The following is a 17,626-nucleotide window of genomic DNA, read 5'->3' as shown; positions in this document are numbered from 1 at the left end:
CTCCTACGCAAGAAGTGCTGAAATTATCCCTACAAGAAAAATTCCATCATATACACCTGCACCACCTATACTCATAATACCAGGGTATCTGCCGAGATGTGGAAGATTTAGAATATCTGCTCCTATAATTACGCCGAGAACACCTGAAATATAAGCCACAGGTATTTTATTCCCTGGGGAGAATAAAAAAGCAAGCAAAACAGCAATCAGGGGTGGAATTAAGGCAGGTATACGTACACCCAGTCCTGGTACAACCGTTGATATATGGAAGCATATAATTGTAGTTATTACTGTAGCAAAGAAAGTAGGAAGAATGGGTGCCTTTGGTAAAAGATAGATACAAAGAAGAAGTGGAATAATACAACCACCGAGATTTATAGCAATCACCTGCTTTGTACTTTCATAAGGTATACCGAAAAAAAAGTGTAAATAAGGGAAAGATGTTTCAGGCGGGATAACAGTCGCTTCCCTTGTATATACAGGTATATTTATCGTACTTCCTATAAGAGATAAAAGAAGTATCATAAATGCAGCAGATGGAGAAAGCCCAATTTTTCCCAGTGCAAGTCGTATTATCTCAATCTGTATAATGAAAAAGAAAACCGGAAGAAGCAGAATAAAAAATAGAATGAGAAAGATAGACAGTGGCAGAAATATCATCCTTTAACTCCTTTATCCTTATAAACCCCTGGTGGGAAAAATTTTGCCATCTCTGTTCCTACCCATTCCATTGACTCTTTAGGGGTCTTTTTCCAGTTTGTAGGACAGGTAGAAAGTACCTCAATAAGTGAAAATCCCTTGTTCTCTATCTGATAAGTAAATCCTTTTTTTATGGCCCGTTTTGTTTTTATAATATCCGGAACTGTATCAATCTTTGTCCTTTCAATATAATATACTCCTTCAATAGTCGCAAGGAGTTCACATACCTTAATAGGAAGTCCATGTTGATATGGGTCCCTTCCCTTTGGTGTTGTTGTTGTCTTCTGCCCTAAAAGTGTTGTGGGTGCCATCTGCCCTTTTGTCATTCCATAAACACCATTATTTACAAAAATTACTGTTATATTTTCCCCCCTGGCTGCTGCATGGATAATCTCTGCAGTACCTATAGCTGCTAAATCACCATCTCCCTGATAGGTAAAGACAATACGGTCAGGAAGACACCTTTTTATCCCTGTGGCAACTGCTGGAGGTCTACCATGTGCTGCCTCAGTAACATCAAAATTAAAGTAGTCATAGGCAAGCACAGCACATCCAACAGGAGCAATCCCTATGGTCTTTTCCCTGACACCTAACTCATCAATAACCTCTGCAATTAACCTGTGAATAATTCCATGTCCACAACCCGAACAGTAGATTGTAACATTATCCGTTAATCCTTCTGGTTTTTTGTAGAGATAATTCTTTTTCGTTTTATGTATCATATCCTCTTTATCTCTTTCAGAATTTCTTCTGGGGTAGGAATTCCACCCCCTGGCCTGCCATAGAAAAATATATGTATGTCATTTCTTACTGCAAGTTTTACATCCTCTATCATCTGTCCACAGTTCATCTCCACTACGAGTATCTTTTTCACCTTTTCTGCTGTCCTCTTTAAGTGCTCTGATGGATAAGGCCAGAGTGTTATTGGTCTGAAAAGCCCTGCCTTTATACCCTCTGCCCTCGCAAGTGTAATTGCTTCAAAACATATCCTCGCACAGGTACCAAAACTAACAACAAGAATTTCCATATCATCACACATATATTTATTATACATCTGTTCATTTTCAATAATCTTCTGGTATTTCCTCGCTATCTTCAGATTATGGGTTTCAAGAACCCCTGGGGTTAAAAAAAGTGATTTTATAGAATTGGGCCTTCTCCCCTTACATCCGGTCAGAGCCCATTTTTTCTTCTGTATCTGTTTTTTACCCTGAAGCAGTTTCACTGGTTCCATCATCTGGGCAATCATACCATCTGCAAGTACAACTACAGGATTCCTGTATCTATCAGCGAGAACAAAAGCAAGATATGTAAGGTCATATATTTCCTGTACATTCCAAGGGGCAAGTGTAATGGTGCGGTAATCACCGTGTCCACCTCCTCTGGTTGACTGGAAATAGTCCGATTGACTCGGTGTTACATCTCCAAGACCAGGACCACCTCTATTCATATTTACTATCACTGAAGGTAGTTCACAGCCAGCAAGATATGATATTCCTTCCTGTTTGAGAGATATCCCCGGTGATGAAGATGATGTCATTGCTCTGAAACCTGCTGCAGCAGCACCAAAAACCATATTGATAGCAGATACCTCACTCTCCGCCTGTATAAAAACACCCCCTACCTCTGGCATCCTTTCACTCATATATTCAGGGAATCTGTTCTGCGGAGTTATTGGATAGCCGGCATAAAACCTGCATCCTGCTCTTATAGCACCCTCAGCAGATGCTTCACATCCAGATAAAATTACTCTTTTCTGCGCCATTCATCTTCCTGTATCCATGTTCCACTGGGAGAATATTTTTTCATAACATCTGCAAAAATCTTTTTAAATTTGGTAACCTCTCCAGAAGGAACATTATTTATCTTCAAAAGTTCATCCATCATTATCTTTCTCTGCTGATTTTCATCATTTACAATCTTCTTTATCCTCTGTGCTTTCTCTCTATCAGAAGGTAGTTCTCTTATAACAACAGTGAAATCATTTGTCTCGCCAACAAACCCTTCTTTTTTATATGTGTCCAGTTCATCACGCCATGTATTCATTTTCTGCTTCGCTGTCTTTATCACAGGTGAGTCGGTCTTTATATCCTTCCTTACCTCAACAACCTCCTGTGCATATGCAGTGCCTGTGAATATAAACAAATGACTCTGTGGTTTAATCGTGGATGGAGGAGCAAGTAATTCCTCTGCTGCTTTCTCTATTTTTTCTTCAGGAAAAGTCACATATACATTTACAACTGCACATCCAGCAAGCACAAGCACCGTCAACAAAACACCTATTATTTTCATCTTACCCTCCATGTTCATATTCAAAATTTTAATAATAACTACAATATTTATACTAACCTATCATTTACATTGTACCCTATTTTATACATAATAACAACCTGTAAAGGATTTGCCATCTTTCAAAAAAAATTTTAATATATTACTAATGAAAAAAGTGTTAAAAGATAGAATATTTATAATAACGGAAGTCCTTCTTTATATTGTGGTAACAGTCACAATAGTCCTGACAGCGATGTGGATAGAACCTGTTGCTACTTTCAGATATGCTTTAAGGATTATAATACCGTTCCTCTCAATCACTTATTTCTTCCTGTTTCTTGTATTCAGAATAATCAGTTTTTATTATTCTTTACTTCTACAGCAGAAGAATTTCATAGAATTACTTAATTCAGGATTGATACGGCTGGGGACATATGTAAAAACAGATGCTCTTCTAAAAGAAAGTTTAGATATCTTCCTGAACTTTTATGGAGGAGATAGAGGGGTTATCATTATAACCGATGACCGTATCAAAGAATATGTCTCAACTGATATTCTGACAGTGAATATATCTAAAGAAAAAGGATTTACTGGTGAGGCAAAAAGAACCTATTCTGTTTTTACCTTTTCGCCTGTAGGTATCTCTGAAGAGATAGATAAGAAAATAAAACATTATCTTGTAGAATATAACTTTGCAAATTGCAGGGAAGTTATTATACTACCTGTGGGAGACAGGAAAAAAACAAAAGCAGTTGTTATTGTAGGAATTTCCGATTCAAGGACGAGAAAAAAATCTACCCTGTTTGAAGAAACAAAGAATGAGATAGATATCTTCTTGAGACACCTTAACATAGAGGTTGAAAACTCAATATTACATGAAGAGGTAAATAAAGCATCCATAACAGATGCTCTTACAGGTCTTTATAATAGACGTTATTTCAAACAAAGAGTAGAACAGGAATTCGCGAGAGCAAAAAGAGTGGGTTTCCCTGTTTCAATTATGCTGTCAGACCTTGATAATTTTAAATATTATGTAGATAGTTATGGACATCCAAAAGGAGACAGAATTCTATCCGAACTGGGATTTCTGATAAAAAACACTGCGAGGGAAAGTGATGTGGTATGTCGGTTTGGAGGAGATGAATTCGCATATCTTTTACCTTTTACATCAAGTGTTGAAGCAATGGCTTTTGCAGAAAGATTAAAGAAAAATGTATCAAAATACCAATTTCTAAAAGGAATTGTAGAAAAGGACATCCATCTGACAATGAGTATAGGAATTGCTACTTTCCCTGAACATGGAGAGACAGACGAAGAAATAATAAGTAAGGCAGACCATGCACTATTTGCTTCAAAATCCAGCGGAAAAAACAGAATAACAATTTACCAGGAGGGGTAATATGTTAGAACGTGTATTTCTTTTCTCTTTTATAAATATCGGTTTATTACTTTTATTAATCATTCTTTCTGTAATATTATTGAAGATTAACAAGAAGAAATTTATCTTTGGAGCAGTAATTACAGTTATATATGGAGGGATTGTGTTATATTATCTCTGTCTTATTCCTCAATACTCATGTTCTGTTATTCAGAAATTACAAAAAGAAGAAATAATGCAAAAGAATATTCCGGCACCGGTTAAAGAATCCACTGAAGCAATACAGAAATCTCCTGATTTTACAGTGATAATAACAACTGAGGACAGTACCTTTACCCTTGCACCAGAAGGGGAGTTAGAGATAAAGAAAGGGACTAAATTTAAAATAGAAAAGGTAGTGTATAGCACAAATAATACTGAAAACATAAAAGCGGATATAAGGGGCTTTGCAGGTAACCAGAGAGAGAATGACCTGCAAGATATTGGCTACTGGGCTACCTATAAAGATATGATTAAAAAATATGCTGTGAATGAAGAAAAGAACAAATTTGAGATAGAAATAAAAGAAGATAAAAATGTGCTAGGCAAGGTATATATAAAATTTATTGACTGAAAGAGAATCTGCTGTGAGAAAAGGTATAATAGTAAGTTTTGAAGGTATAGATGGCTGCGGTAAAAGTACACAGGCAAAGCTATTCTGTAAGTATCTACATAAAAAAGGTCTGGATTATGTCCTTCTCAATGAACCAGGTGGAACAGCTACAGGAGAAAAAATAAGGAAGATTCTCCTTGATAACAGAAGTAAAATATGTCCGTTAAGTGAACTGTTTTTGTATCTTGCCAGCCGTGGTCAACTTGTTGAAGAAGTTGTCAGACCGTATGTAAATGAAAGGAAAATAATTGTTCTTGATAGATATATTGATTCAACAACCGCATATCAGGGATATGGAAGAGGTATTCCTCTAAACCTTATCAGATACATTCACAGAGTTCTTGTAAGAGACCTAATCCCTGACATAACCTTCCTGATAGATACACCAACCAGAAATCTTCTTCCTGTGTTAAAAAATAAAAAGAAGGACAGGATTGAAAAAGAATCATTTGAATTCCAGGAAAAAGTGAGAAATGGATACCTTCGTATTGCTAAATATGATAAAAAAAGGATAAAAGTAATAAAAAGGAAAACAGTTGTCCTGACACAAAGAGATATTATAAAAGAGTGGGAGAGATTTATTGATGAATATAGATGAGGTGAGGAATTTTCTCGTAAGGATAAAAAAAAAGGAAAGAATTTCAGGGGCATATATCATATTTGGAGGTAGCAGAAAGGACAGGAATGAATGTGTTATATTCCTGTCAAAACTTCTCCATTGTAAAGAAATACCTCCCTGTAATGAGTGTATCTCCTGCAGACAGATTGAGAGTAAATCACATCCTGATACAAAGTGGATAATCCCTTCTAAAAATACTCTCTCAATAGATGATGTAAGGTGGGTAAAAGAAGATATTTTTATAACTCCATACTATGGAGGTAGAAAGATATATATCTTTGAGATTGACTATATGAGACCTGAAGCAGCCAATGCATTGTTAAAAATACTTGAAGAACCTCCTATCTATGGAACTCTGATAATACAGAGCAATAACATTAATTTTTTTCTGCCAACCATTGTCTCAAGATGTCAGAAAATACGACTTAACTATACTCTACCTGAATATACAGAGGATATGGAAGGAGTATATCGGCAGTTTGTAGAAATTTTAGATTGTTTAAGAACTAAAAATTTTTGGGGGTTTTTTAAGGCAGTTGATGTATTGGTAAACGATAGAGATAGAGAAGAAATGGAAGAATTTGTAGGTAAAATACTTGTACTTTACAGGGATATATACCTTAAAAAAGCAGATGTCCCTGAATATCTAATTATAAATAAAAACTTTGATGATAGTTTTTTATATTTAGATAAAAACAACCTGCTTAAAATACTGGAACAATTTCTGGAATTGAAAAGCAGAATAAGGTATAATATAAATTTAAAGTTAGCATTGGATAATATTTTTTTACAGATTAGCACAATAGCAAAGATTAATCTGTAAATCTTCTATATGAGAATTGATATAATTACTATATTCCCTGATGTTTTTACACCATTAAATGTAAGCATAGTAAAAAGAGCCGTTGAAAAAAAGATTGTAAAAATAAATGTCTGGAACTTACGGGACTTTACAAACGATAAACATAAGAAAGTAGATGATACACCTTATGGTGGTGGTAAAGGTATGGTGCTTAAGTGTGAACCTATCTTTACTGCTGTAGAACACATAAGGAAGTATAATATAAAAGGAAAAGTATTGTTGACAACTCCGCAGGGCACTTTATTCAACCAGAAATTAGCAGAAAAATTAAGCGGAGAGGACGGACTGATAGTCATATGTGGCCATTACGAAGGTGTGGATGAACGGGTAAGTTCTATTGTTGACTATGAAATATCTATCGGTGACTATGTACTCACAGGTGGTGAACTACCTGCTATGGTTATCGTTGATTGTGTGGTAAGATTATTACCCGGGGTACTACCTGAAGAAGCACCGGTATATGATAGTTTTCACCAGTATCTTCTGGATTGGCCATCATATACAAAACCAGCGATATTTAAAGGGTTGAAGGTTCCTGAAGTATTACTTTCAGGTAACCATAAAGAGATAGAAAAGTGGCGAAAGAGGCAGGCAGAAAAACGAACAAAAGAGAGAAGGCCTGACCTTTATAGAAAATATCTACAAGGAGAAAAAAATGGGTAAAAAAATTATTGAAGAGATTGAGAAAAAAAATACTGCACAAAAAGAAATACCTGAATTCTGGCCAGGGGATGAAATCACTGTATATGTGAAATTGAGAGAAGGAGAAAAAGAACGTCTCCAGGCATTCACAGGTATCTGTATTGCGAGAAAGGGAAGTGGCATGAGGGAAACATTCACAGTAAGAAAGGTCTCTTATGGAGAAGGTGTGGAAAGAACCTTCCCACTTTATTCCCCTCTCGTAGCAAAGATAGAAGTGGTCCGTACAAGAGATAAGAACAAACTTGCACCGAGAGCCAAGATGTATTATATCAAAGAAAAGGGTATGTAGTCCTGTGGATAAAAGAAGTAAAGGAACTATTGGAGAGCAACTGGCTATAAAATTTTTAAGAAGGCATGGATATAAAATATTATCCAGAAACTTCAGAACAAAAACAGGTGAAATAGATATAATCGCACAGGATAGAAAATCCATTGTATTTATTGAGGTAAAACTACGGGACACCCTTTCCTTTGGCTATCCATCTGAAGCAGTAAACAGAACAAAAGCATACCATCTTCAAAAAACCGCTCTTATCTATCTTACAAAGAACAATTTTTCAGAAACTCCTTACAGATTTGAAATATTAAGCATACTTAAAGAGGACAGACGATACAGAATAGAGATTATCCCATTAGAGATATAGTTATCCAATGAAGTTTTTTGTAGATAATATGTTGCACTATTAATCCTACATTGTGTTATTTACTTACATACTATTACGTTTTTACTTTGCTCTTTTTTAAAACAAATTCCACCAATCCTGCTCCTGATAATGAAATAATCCCTGCAATTATAAAAGCAAGAAAATAGTTTTCCATAGCATCATAAAAAAATCCTCCTAATAATGGACCTGCAAAACAACCTAAACCATAACCAATAAAAACAATTCCATAGTTTACACCAAAATATCTTGTACCGAACATCTCCGCTGTTATAGCAGGATAAATAGATAAAAAACCACCAAAACATAGTCCTATAAGGACTGATGCGATATAGAAAAGATATATTGACGGTATAAAGTTTAAGGTGATAGAAGTAATTCCGATTATAAAGAAAAGAGAACGGAGAATATTACCTTTATCCCATTTATCAGAAAGAAATCCCACTGTAATCCTGCCTGTTCCATTAGATATAGCCAGTATTGTAATAGCAAGAGATGCCTGTATGGAACTATACCCAGCATCTTCAAGGAATGGAACAATATGTCCTATAAGCATCATTCCTGATAACATAGCAAAAAAGTAGGTAAAGAAAATAGTTTTGAAAGATACATCTTTTATCATCCGTATAGGTATATAGTCATTGTTTTTGTTATCATCTGTTTTTATCTCTGCTTTTTTATTTTCTCCCGCTGGCATTCTTAGAAATATTGAAGAAATACTTATGATTATTCCCAATATAACTCCGTATATAAACATTGTCCTCCGCCAGCCATAGAGTTCTATAAGTTCTACTCCGAGAGGAGCAAGAAAAGCAGAACCAAGTCCGAACCCTGCAGTAATTATTCCTGCTATCAATCCTTTCCTGTTCTCAAAACACTTAATTCCTGTTGATACAGAAGGTAAATAACTCAATCCTGTCCCTATACCTCCAAGTAATCCATATGTCATATATAACCATTTAATTGAATTTGTAAAAGATGCCATAATCCAGCCAGCAGACAGTATGATACCCCCCATAAGTGCCGTAATACCCGGACCTATCTTCTGTTCAAGAAATCCGCCTACTGGCATAAACAAGGAAAAAACGAGAAGAAGGATTGAAACAGCGAGAGAAACTGAAGTTCTTGTCCATCCTGTTTCTGTAGTTATAGGAACGATAAAAATACCCCACGCATATGCAACACCCAGACATAACAAAATAAAAAAACCCGCTATTACTATCAAACATACACTTTTTTCTGGCTCTCTTTTCATACAATATATTTATCTAAAATACCTTTAACTGTTCTTAACCCATCAATCTCCATAATATATCGTATAGCCTCACTTATATTTTCAACCACCATCACTGAAGGGGGAATCTCTAATAGGTGTTTCCTGCCGTGCCCTGTAAGAACAAAAATTCCTGTAGCACCTGATTTAATAGCCATCTCAACATCACAGGGATGGTCTCCTATCGTAAAGGACTTGCTTATATCCAATCCATACTCTTCAGATGCTTTGTATATATAGTATGGTTCTGGTTTCCTACATTTACATCTATCTGTTTTTATATGAGGGCAGTAATAAATTTTTTCTATCCTAACTCCTTCTTTCCTGAGAACTTCTAAAACAATATAGTTTACTTGTTCTACATCATCTATAGTGATATAACCCTCACCCACCCCTGACTGGTTTGTAATTATAAATAAAAGGAACCTTTCCTGAAGAACCCTGAGTGCAGAAATAACATCGGGAAAGAAAACGATTTCCTCTGGATTTTTTATATATCCTCTCTCCTCTATAATTGTTCCATCACGGTCAAGGAATACTGCCTTTTTACATCCTGGCATTTAAAGGTTCATCCTTTCTGGTAGGCAATATTTTTAAGTGTCTGGTAGCCATAGTGCATCATCAGGTGGTCTAAAAGTACCAGTGCTGTATAATTCTCTGCTATAGGCCAGATACGACCGACAATAGTTGGGTCTCTTCTTGTTATAGCAGATAATGTTTTATTTTCAAGAGTATATTTATCTATTGTTAATTGTTCCTTTGCAATGGTAGGTGTCCCTTTTACAGCAAGACGCACTACTATGGGCTGTCCTGTTGTCAATCCCCCTGTAATACCCCCTGCATTATTTGAAAGGAACTTCACCTTACCATTCTCTGACCGCATCTGGTCATTTGATTGACTTCCTGTCATATCTTTAACTGCAAAACCGGCTCCAACTTCTACACCCTTTACTGCACCTATACCCAGCATCCTTCCGAGTTCTGCATCCATCTTATCAAAGACCGGCTCACCGAGTCCTGCAGGAACTCCAAGAGCAATCACTTCTACTACCCCGCCTGAAGAGTCACCAGTAGCAGTTATTTTATTTGCTGCTTTTAACATCTCTTCTGCTATCTCTATATCAGGAGCGTTAACAACATGATGAACACCGTATCGCTCTCGTATCTCCTCAGGAGAAATCTTAGGTGTCTTTGCACGAATCTCATCTATCTCCTGCTCTATCTCTGCAAAAATTCGCATTTTCTCCAGAAATCTCATATCCATATTTATACGTCCCTTTACATATATTTCCTGATAGAACGGGTCTGTATCATGCCTCATCTTTTTATATGCTTCTGTATACGAAAAAGCCCTTTCGTAGTCAACTTCAGGACATCTTACCCCTGCAAGTTCTTTAATATAGGAAAAAACCCTGATACCGCAGTATCCTAAAACTTTTTTTGCAACATAGCCCCCAGCAACAATGGTTGATGTATAACGGCCGCTGAATATCCCTGCCCCTATAGCATCATCATCAGGACCATATTTTATAAAAGACGCATATGAAGCATGCCCGGGTCTGGGTGTACGGTTTGTATCCTGATATTGCTTTACATGTATAAAATGTCTGTCCAGATTGGGAATAAGAATTGTAAGAGGAGTCCCATTGGTATGGTTTTTATTCCCTGCTCCTTCTATTGTATCAGCAGAATTAAGCCCTGTATATATAACAGGAAGGTCTGGTTCTTTCCGAGGGCTTGAAAGTTCATCTGCACCTGGCTTTCTCAAAAGCATATCTCCATATATCTCCTGCTCTGTCAATAAAATACCTGGTGGAATCCCCTGTACTATTGCAGTAAGTCCTTCCTGGTATGAACCACCCGCTACTGTAAGTTGTATACATCTACCCATACTACATCCTACCATAGACACCTCCCTGTTAAACTGCTATTTAGAGTTTACCATTAATATATAAAAAAGCCAGCATCATCTTCTTTTACCCTTTTCTAAAAGAAAATAATGCTGGCTTACTTTACAACTGCCTTTCAAGACCTTTGTCCAGTCCGCCTTTTACTTTTAATTATATTAGATACTAACCTCTCTGTCAAGTGTAAAAACTATTATTCTTTCTCCTGTTCTGGTACTTATATCAGTATGTAAACTTATTACTTTACCTCCAGTAATTTCATAAATTATTTTCTCCAGAACATCTCTCGCATTTTCTAAAAGTTGTATACGGACTTTTTTTATCAGCTCCGCACCACTGGCACTCTTTGATAATTGTTCCTCCGCAGGAGTAAGTACTTTTTTTAACCGAATAAAGATAACATCTTTCATAATATATGTTTTTGTTTCTTCCGGACCTCTCCCCATATATTCCTTCTCAAATTTTATAATCGCTTCACTAATCTTTGCCTCTATCTGCCCTTTTGTAATCCGTACATTTGCCTTCAAATTCATTTTCTCATTCATTTCTTAATAATTATTTTACACTAAAACAAATAAAAAGGTTAGAGCGGAATATAAAAGCCCATGGGGAGATTCGAACTCCCGACCCTGTCGCTTCGCTCCTCAGGAGGGGGTGCTTCTCCCTCCTGATATAGTCCTCCCCTCAATACGGAATACGCAGGGGACGATACCTTCCCCTGCACCCCTTCGCGTGTCGGAAAGGAAACAGCCCATGGGGAGATTCGAACTCCCGACCCGCGCATTACGAATGCGCTGCTCTACCACTGAGCTACACGGGCACACATAATTATTTTACTATAACCTGCCTTATGTTAAAATAGAGCCATTATGAACCATTCATTAAAAACGGGCTTTAGTTTTGGACTTACATCAGGGATTATCACAACACTGGGGCTTATATCAGGACTTCATTCAGGAACAGGGTCAAAACCCATTATTATCGGGGGAATTCTTACAATAGCCATTGCAGACGCATTCTCGGATGCACTCGGGATACATATATCGGAGGAGTCAGAAATAAAACATAACCCTGCAGAGATATGGATAGCAACACTATCAACATTTATCTCAAAATTTCTTTTCTCATCATCATTCCTTGTTCCTGTTATCCTTCTACCTTTAAACTCTGCATTTATTGTGAGTATCATCTGGGGTGTGTTCTTAATACTTACCTTCAGTTATATTCTTGCAAAACAGCAGAAGGAAAGTTGTATAAAGGTTATAGGAGAACATCTGTTTATAGTAGTAATAGTTCTTGCAGTTACTCACTATATAGGTGAATTTATAGCAGGGAAGTTTAACTGATTATTACTGCTGGGGTTGAAAGTTGGGATATGTTCTTGAATCCCATATAATATCTCCTGCGAATCCTTTTCCACCACTTACCTTATCTTTTCCGTAACTCCCGAGTATAAAATATTCTCTGCTGGGAACTAAACTTGCAGAAATACTAATCATAAGAAAATCACCCGGTGTACTCCTCGCTCTGATGACTATATTATTTCCTTCCTGTAAAGTTATTTCTTTCTCTATTATCTGCGGTTTCGGCTTATTCTTAAACTCATTCTCGTATACAACCACAACACCGTTTAAAGTAATATCACAGGAGGTAATACCATAATTTTCAACCCTTAATATCGCCTTTCCTGGGTATGACTCAAAATACGCAGTGTATGTCTCTGGTTTTCCATGTTCTCTCGGAAGAGCAGGAGAATTCCAGAGGGTTGTGGGAGGTATCTGATAAAAATAAGGTGAACCCCATGGGTCCAAAGGAACTTCTCTTACATATGGACCTTTCCATCCTTTTTCCTGCAGTTTTGGAGCAGGATTAGAACAGGTAAGATTCTGTAAAAACACAGGATAATATCCTGTATGGTCCTTAACTGTCTCCAGTGCCTGTGCAAGTTGTGCAATCTGTGCTTTTGCACTTACCACCTTTGCTTTTTGAACTATAAAACCTACTAATTTTAAACTTATAGTTGCAAGGATACATATAATAACCACTACCAATAAAATCTCTACCAACCAGATACCTTGCCTTTTTCTTTTCACATTTATATTATACCTGTATTTTATAAAAAAGTTTACTTTTTGCGATAATATTCTATTGCTATAAGTTTTTTCTCTTTCTCTAAGTTATACCATCTCTCCATAGAGATGGGTATCACTATTTTTTCTTGTCCTATATAAACAACGGTCTCATTTTTTGTCTGTTGTCCAAAGATATTATTGTAATATCTGAAACCTATCTCTATCTCAGGCAGGTCATTGTCGTGTCTTGCCGGTGTGGTATATCTAAAAACAGGTGCTTTAATAAGAGTAAAACCAAATGCAACTATACCAAAAACAATTATATAAAACTTTCTGTTTCTGAATAATGATATTCCATCGGAAGATTCAGCAGGTTTATTGTAAACAGAAGTATATCTGCTTTCCTGAACAACAGGTGATTTTACTTCCTCTCTCTCTTCTTCCTCTAACTTAATCCTTTTAACCTCTTCATCAGAATCACTTTTCTTTATCTTTGGTGCACCTTTCATTAACATCTCATCAAGTTCCCTCTGTAATTTCTGTATATTCCTGTCTATATCGCCACCATCCCCAACATTAAACCTCTTATCTTTATCTGCCATTAAAATCTCCTGTCTTTTTCACAAAAATCTTCTTGCTATCATATAAATAATAAACAGGATAACAAGAAAAATGATAAACTTTATCAGACCTGTTAAACTACTGCTTTTACTCTTTTTTGCCTCAATTTCTTCAGCACGTCTGGCAAAAACAGCAAATCTATCAGCACATTCCGCACTGCAGAATATCCCTTCTCCTTTTATAATCCTGCACTCACTGCACAGAGGCCTTCCACACTGCTTACACCTGGTTACAGCAGGTCTTCCTGTATGAAAGAAACACTCTGCCATATCGCCTCCCTTGTTAAATACAAATCGCAAAACCCTAAACCCTTTTTCTTACCCAATCATTATATCCTCTGGAGCGAAAAACTTGTGAGAATTCCTTACAGTTTTAGTATACCCTTTACAGAAAACAATAGCAAACAGATAGTTGACAAAAAATGAGAAAAATTATAAAGTGAAAGAAAACAAATGAGAAAAAAAAGATTTTTTAAAATTCTTACAGTAGTCCTTGGAATAATTATTATTTCGTTATTCTTCACTGAAAGGTATTTAGTAAAGAAGGTTTCTTTTATTACCAACAACCATATTACTATTGGTTCTATAAAGGGGATTCCTCCCTTTTCAATAAAGATTAAAAAGGTTCATATCTATTATGAGAAATTTCCTCAGATATTCATACACGCACTTTCCTTACGAAGGGCTCTTACAAGCAATGCTTTTGCTTTCTCAGGACCTGGCAGTATAAAGATACAGGATACCCAGAAAGATGTAAAAATCAAGGGCTCTTTGTCAGGAAACTATAAAGAAGGAAAACTTAATATCCAGAAGACTCATATTACCATACAGGACCTCGGAAGTTTTGAGATTAAAGGTGTACTTGAACAGTGGGGAAAGGAAGGGGTGAATCTTACCATAGACCTTGCTGGAACGGAAATAGATGAGGTAAAGAAAATGTTTGGATTGAACATTCCCTTCAGTGGTAAAGCGTCAGGAATACTTTCTTTTAACTATTCAAAAAAAGAAGAGCAAAACCTTTTCCACTTTGACATAACTATAAAGGAACTTGTATCCGAAGGAAATAGATTCAACGCCTATGTAAAGGGAATCCATAATATAACTGAAGGGAAAACAGATATTATAGATGGAAAACTCTTAAACAGAGAAGGTGGACAGATTCTCTTCAATGGTTTTATTGACAGAGAAAACTTCAATCTGAATTTTGAAACACAGAATATGCCACTTGATGACCTGTTAAACTTAATACCTGAGGATATAAGGATAAAATATAATATCTCTATAGATGGTGGTTCTGTATCTATGAAACACTTTCAACTTTCAAAAGTAAAAAAAAAATCTGGATGAGTGGAGATTTATCTATTAAAGCAAAAGACATTACAATCCTTAATTATACACTCCACAACTTCTACATAAACCTTTCAGAAAACCGGTTCGGTGCAGAAAAAATCTCTTTTTATAAACTCTCTGCTTATGATGTCATAGGCACTCTTAATGATATTACTTACGGAGACGCCTCTTTTTCTTTTTATGGAGGGAAGGGTTCCTTGAAATACAGGATAGAAGACCTGTGTGCAAAACCTCCTGTTTCATTCACAGCGAATATAAGAGGCATTAACATATCACCACTTGTCCATAGTTTGAATGAGGATATCTATATTTCAGGCATACTTGATGCAGAAGTTCGCGGATCCTTAAACAAAGATACTCCTGACATTGATGTGGTATTCAGGTCAAAGAAAAAAAGGGGTATAAAGCAGGTTATGAACTTCGGTGCCATTAAGGTTATATCTTCTCTTTCCGGAAGTCCGATAAAAAGTTTTGGTTCATCTGATTTTCCGTATGGTGTAATAGCAGGCAGGGTCACTATGAATAATGGGTATCTTACCATTGAAGGACTGGCTGGAAGAAAAGGGTTACATGAAATCCTGATTAAGAAGGGTGTTTTCAAAGGCATTAATCTATTTATTGATAGAAGATTTAACACTATAAAAATAGAGGACTTGCAGAGAAGAATTACACATGCAGTAGAAACAATGAAGAAGTAGCCCCAACGGGATTCGAACCCGTGTCTGATGGCTGAGAACCACCTGTCCTGGGCCTCTAGACGATGGGGCCATAAAATCCAAAATGTCAATAAACAATATATTATTTAATCAAGGGGTCATCAGAATCATTACAATATGTTATAATACTTAAAAAAGGTAATTATGTCAAGATACACAGAGATAACGGGATGTATCCATATACACTATCCTTTAAGAAAATTAGAAAAAAAGATTGAACTTCTCGGTAAAGTAGGAGAAGAGGCAGGGCTCAATTTTCTTATTATCAATAGCCACACACCTGAAAAAAATTCCAAAAAATACGAAAATATCTTCAAAAAGGAAGGATATTATGGAAAAACACTTGTAATAACAGCGGAAGAAACAGATGATAAAAGAAGACAGAACCACCTCCTTATAATAGGAGGAGACAGATGGTACGGCAAAAGAAAAACCGCTGAGGATGTATTATGCGATATAAAACCCTACAATATAATCTCATTTGTTGCCCATCCTGATGGATACCACCGGCTATTTATTATAAAGAAACAACACCTCTGGGAGAACTGGGACTTAGATGGTTTCACAGGGATAGAGGTCTGGTCTATGCTGTTTGACTGGGCAAGAGATACACGGGTATATAACCTGCCTTTAAGATATCTCGGATTTCCTCATAATCTGAAAGGACCTTCAAAAAATATCCTCTCTGTATGGGATGAACTCTATATAAAGAAAAAGGTTGTTGGTATAGCAGGACTGGATATACATAACCTTCCTTTTTTCTTCCGTATGCTTGATATTAAGAAATGTTTTCAGTATTCCAGCATATTCAAATGCCTCCGTAACCATATTTTACTAAAAGAGCCCCTTACAGGAAACCCAGAGAAAGATAAAAAAAATATAATTGGTAGTATTAAAAGTGGTTCTCTTTTTTTTGCAAACGATTTAATTTTCAATAGTTCTGGTTTTTTCTTTGGCACAGAAGATGGCGAAAATATAATGGGTGATGCAGTACCTTTCGGTACTACACTTTTTATCAAGAATCCTTTGAAGACAAAAACAAGGATTATCTGCAATGGAAGAATTATATTTGAAGAAGAGATAGAGTATAAGAAGTTTAGAACTGAAATCAAAGGTATATATAGAATAGAAGTAGAACGTTATGGAAAACCATGGATATTTTCCAATCCTGTAAGCGTAGAAATTCTTTGACGTAAAAATATATGTTTATATATAATAGTAAATAGAAGTGTGACATAATAAGATAGAAAGATATAGCAATTCCTCTACATATGAGGAGGGAGAACGTAGGGGTGGAAAGCAAAAGGGAAGGGTTCACCCTCACCCATACCCTCTCCCCTCAAGGGAGAGGGAAGATTAATCCTTCCCATATGAGGGGGGAGGAAATAGGGGGGGTGGAGAATACAGGAACGCTTCCACCCTCCCCAATCCCCTCCCCTGTGAGAGCGGGGAAATAAATAAAAAGAAAAAGGAGGTAAGGGATGTGTAGGTTGAAGTTGCTGTTGGTGGTGTTATTGTGTGCTGGTATGTTTTTCAGTTCCGGTGTTTTTGCAGACAGGATAACCATAGACAGCAGTACAATTTCAGCAACCATAGATGGTGAGTATGGAGAAGAAGTAACAGGGGATATTGAGGCATTTGGTGTATATGTTGATTATGGCCCTTTACTCAATCTTACTTTAACAGAGGATGCTGAAGGATATGTATTGATAGAAAACGAAGGAGGCAATGCCAGTGCTTACGGTGTCTATACAACAAGGAATATAAATAATATTACCCATTCAGGTAGTATGGAAGTTATAGTAGAAAAGGCAAATGCTGCTTATACACGCGGAGTATATGT

The 17,626-nt window shown here is 36.3% G+C and carries 22 protein-coding genes, 2 tRNA genes and 1 pseudogene; 12 read left to right on the top strand and 13 right to left on the bottom strand.

What is annotated here, in order from left to right:
• Positions 1–3: 3 nt before the first annotated feature.
• From N3D17_05955 to N3D17_05940, 4 genes are read right to left on the bottom strand one after another with little or no spacing between them, the layout of a single operon-like run.
• The gene (locus tag N3D17_05955; GenBank protein ID MCX8082919.1) at positions 4–660 is read right to left on the bottom strand and encodes a DUF1614 domain-containing protein; all 657 of its coding nucleotides are present in this window, start codon (positions 658–660) and stop codon (positions 4–6) included.
• Positions 657–1,421, bottom strand: a complete 765-nt coding sequence (locus N3D17_05950) for a thiamine pyrophosphate-dependent enzyme (protein ID MCX8082918.1) — start codon at positions 1,419–1,421, stop codon at positions 657–659. The genes N3D17_05955 and N3D17_05950 overlap by 4 nt, the downstream gene beginning before the upstream one ends.
• The gene (locus N3D17_05945) at positions 1,418–2,464 is read right to left on the bottom strand and encodes a 3-methyl-2-oxobutanoate dehydrogenase subunit VorB (protein ID MCX8082917.1); all 1,047 of its coding nucleotides are present in this window, start codon (positions 2,462–2,464) and stop codon (positions 1,418–1,420) included. The genes N3D17_05950 and N3D17_05945 overlap by 4 nt, the downstream gene beginning before the upstream one ends.
• Positions 2,446–2,991 (bottom strand): YdbL family protein, encoded by a 546-nt coding sequence (locus tag N3D17_05940; GenBank protein ID MCX8082916.1) that lies wholly within the window; start codon positions 2,989–2,991, stop codon positions 2,446–2,448. The genes N3D17_05945 and N3D17_05940 overlap by 19 nt, the downstream gene beginning before the upstream one ends.
• A gap of 145 nt (positions 2,992–3,136) precedes the next feature.
• On the opposite strand from N3D17_05940, the gene N3D17_05935 reads away from it, so the two are divergent.
• From N3D17_05935 to N3D17_05905, 7 genes and pseudogenes are all read left to right on the top strand, one after another.
• Positions 3,137–4,369 carry a GGDEF domain-containing protein gene (locus tag N3D17_05935; protein MCX8082915.1) on the top strand — a complete coding sequence of 411 codons (1,233 nt, stop codon included), beginning with the start codon at positions 3,137–3,139 and terminating at the stop codon, positions 4,367–4,369.
• Between the two features lies 1 nt (position 4,370).
• Positions 4,371–4,961, top strand: a complete 591-nt coding sequence (locus N3D17_05930) for a hypothetical protein (GenBank protein MCX8082914.1) — start codon at positions 4,371–4,373, stop codon at positions 4,959–4,961.
• Between the two features lie 13 nt (positions 4,962–4,974).
• Positions 4,975–5,598: a dTMP kinase gene (tmk, locus tag N3D17_05925; GenBank protein MCX8082913.1), complete on the top strand. Its 624-nt coding sequence runs from the start codon at positions 4,975–4,977 to the stop codon at positions 5,596–5,598.
• Positions 5,585–6,442: a hypothetical protein gene (locus N3D17_05920; GenBank protein ID MCX8082912.1), complete on the top strand. Its 858-nt coding sequence runs from the start codon at positions 5,585–5,587 to the stop codon at positions 6,440–6,442. The genes tmk and N3D17_05920 overlap by 14 nt, the downstream gene beginning before the upstream one ends.
• 9 nt (positions 6,443–6,451) lie before the next feature.
• Positions 6,452–7,193: pseudogene (gene trmD / locus N3D17_05915) on the top strand (tRNA (guanosine(37)-N1)-methyltransferase TrmD).
• Entirely contained in the window at positions 7,191–7,472 is a 282-nt protein-coding gene (rplS, locus tag N3D17_05910; GenBank protein MCX8082911.1) for a 50S ribosomal protein L19, read from the top strand. The pseudogene trmD and the gene rplS overlap by 3 nt, the downstream one beginning before the upstream one ends.
• 4 nt (positions 7,473–7,476) lie before the next feature.
• Positions 7,477–7,827 carry a YraN family protein gene (locus N3D17_05905; protein ID MCX8082910.1) on the top strand — a complete coding sequence of 117 codons (351 nt, stop codon included), beginning with the start codon at positions 7,477–7,479 and terminating at the stop codon, positions 7,825–7,827.
• A gap of 73 nt (positions 7,828–7,900) precedes the next feature.
• Here the strand turns inward: N3D17_05905 and N3D17_05900 are convergent, their stop codons facing one another.
• The 5 genes from N3D17_05900 to N3D17_05880 all read right to left on the bottom strand — a co-directional run bounded on the left by N3D17_05900 (position 7,901) and on the right by N3D17_05880 (position 11,845).
• Positions 7,901–9,100: an OFA family MFS transporter gene (locus tag N3D17_05900; GenBank protein MCX8082909.1), complete on the bottom strand. Its 1,200-nt coding sequence runs from the start codon at positions 9,098–9,100 to the stop codon at positions 7,901–7,903.
• Complete coding sequence (locus N3D17_05895) at positions 9,097–9,678, bottom strand: HAD-IIIA family hydrolase (GenBank protein MCX8082908.1); 582 nt, start codon at positions 9,676–9,678, stop codon at positions 9,097–9,099. The genes N3D17_05900 and N3D17_05895 overlap by 4 nt, the downstream gene beginning before the upstream one ends.
• An 8-nt stretch (positions 9,679–9,686) precedes the next feature.
• A complete protein-coding gene (locus tag N3D17_05890; protein ID MCX8082907.1) occupies positions 9,687–11,024 on the bottom strand; it encodes a chorismate synthase in 1,338 nt (445 codons plus the stop codon).
• 159 nt (positions 11,025–11,183) lie between these two features.
• Entirely contained in the window at positions 11,184–11,558 is a 375-nt protein-coding gene (locus tag N3D17_05885; protein ID MCX8082906.1) for a DUF2294 domain-containing protein, read from the bottom strand.
• Positions 11,559–11,773: 215 nt separating this feature from the next.
• Positions 11,774–11,845 (bottom strand) — tRNA-Thr (locus N3D17_05880).
• A 49-nt stretch (positions 11,846–11,894) separates the two neighbouring features.
• On the opposite strand from N3D17_05880, the gene N3D17_05875 reads away from it, so the two are divergent.
• Positions 11,895–12,371: a hypothetical protein gene (locus N3D17_05875; protein MCX8082905.1), complete on the top strand. Its 477-nt coding sequence runs from the start codon at positions 11,895–11,897 to the stop codon at positions 12,369–12,371.
• Positions 12,372–12,374: 3 nt separating this feature from the next.
• Here N3D17_05875 and N3D17_05870 read toward each other — a convergent pair whose 3' ends face one another.
• From N3D17_05870 to N3D17_05860, 3 genes are read right to left on the bottom strand one after another with little or no spacing between them, the layout of a single operon-like run.
• Positions 12,375–13,118 carry a type II secretion system protein GspG gene (locus tag N3D17_05870; protein ID MCX8082904.1) on the bottom strand — a complete coding sequence of 248 codons (744 nt, stop codon included), beginning with the start codon at positions 13,116–13,118 and terminating at the stop codon, positions 12,375–12,377.
• 32 nt (positions 13,119–13,150) lie between these two features.
• Positions 13,151–13,699 carry a hypothetical protein gene (locus N3D17_05865; GenBank protein MCX8082903.1) on the bottom strand — a complete coding sequence of 183 codons (549 nt, stop codon included), beginning with the start codon at positions 13,697–13,699 and terminating at the stop codon, positions 13,151–13,153.
• A gap of 18 nt (positions 13,700–13,717) precedes the next feature.
• The gene (locus tag N3D17_05860; protein ID MCX8082902.1) at positions 13,718–13,987 is read right to left on the bottom strand and encodes a hypothetical protein; all 270 of its coding nucleotides are present in this window, start codon (positions 13,985–13,987) and stop codon (positions 13,718–13,720) included.
• Positions 13,988–14,170: 183 nt separating this feature from the next.
• Here N3D17_05860 and N3D17_05855 point away from each other — a divergent pair, with 183 nt between their 5' ends.
• Both N3D17_05855 and N3D17_05850 read left to right on the top strand, forming a co-directional pair.
• Positions 14,171–15,064 (top strand): hypothetical protein, encoded by an 894-nt coding sequence (locus N3D17_05855; protein ID MCX8082901.1) that lies wholly within the window; start codon positions 14,171–14,173, stop codon positions 15,062–15,064.
• Positions 15,061–15,765 carry a hypothetical protein gene (locus tag N3D17_05850; protein ID MCX8082900.1) on the top strand — a complete coding sequence of 235 codons (705 nt, stop codon included), beginning with the start codon at positions 15,061–15,063 and terminating at the stop codon, positions 15,763–15,765. The genes N3D17_05855 and N3D17_05850 overlap by 4 nt, the downstream gene beginning before the upstream one ends.
• Here the strand turns inward: N3D17_05850 and N3D17_05845 are convergent.
• A tRNA-Glu gene (locus N3D17_05845) sits at positions 15,763–15,835 on the bottom strand. The genes N3D17_05850 and N3D17_05845 overlap by 3 nt on opposite strands.
• Before the next feature lie 92 nt (positions 15,836–15,927).
• Here N3D17_05845 and N3D17_05840 point away from each other — a divergent pair.
• Entirely contained in the window at positions 15,928–16,974 is a 1,047-nt protein-coding gene (locus N3D17_05840; protein MCX8082899.1) for a hypothetical protein, read from the top strand.
• A gap of 290 nt (positions 16,975–17,264) precedes the next feature.
• A partial coding sequence (locus N3D17_05835; GenBank protein ID MCX8082898.1) for a hypothetical protein occupies positions 17,265–17,626 on the top strand: 362 nt, incomplete at its 3' end.

This window comes from bacterium, from assembly GCA_026414725.1.
Taxonomy (GTDB): domain Bacteria; phylum Ratteibacteria; class UBA8468; order B48-G9; family JAFGKM01; genus JAAYXZ01.
The sequence above is the reverse complement of the archived record's forward strand: the minus strand, read 5'-3'. Positions and strand labels throughout refer to the sequence as shown.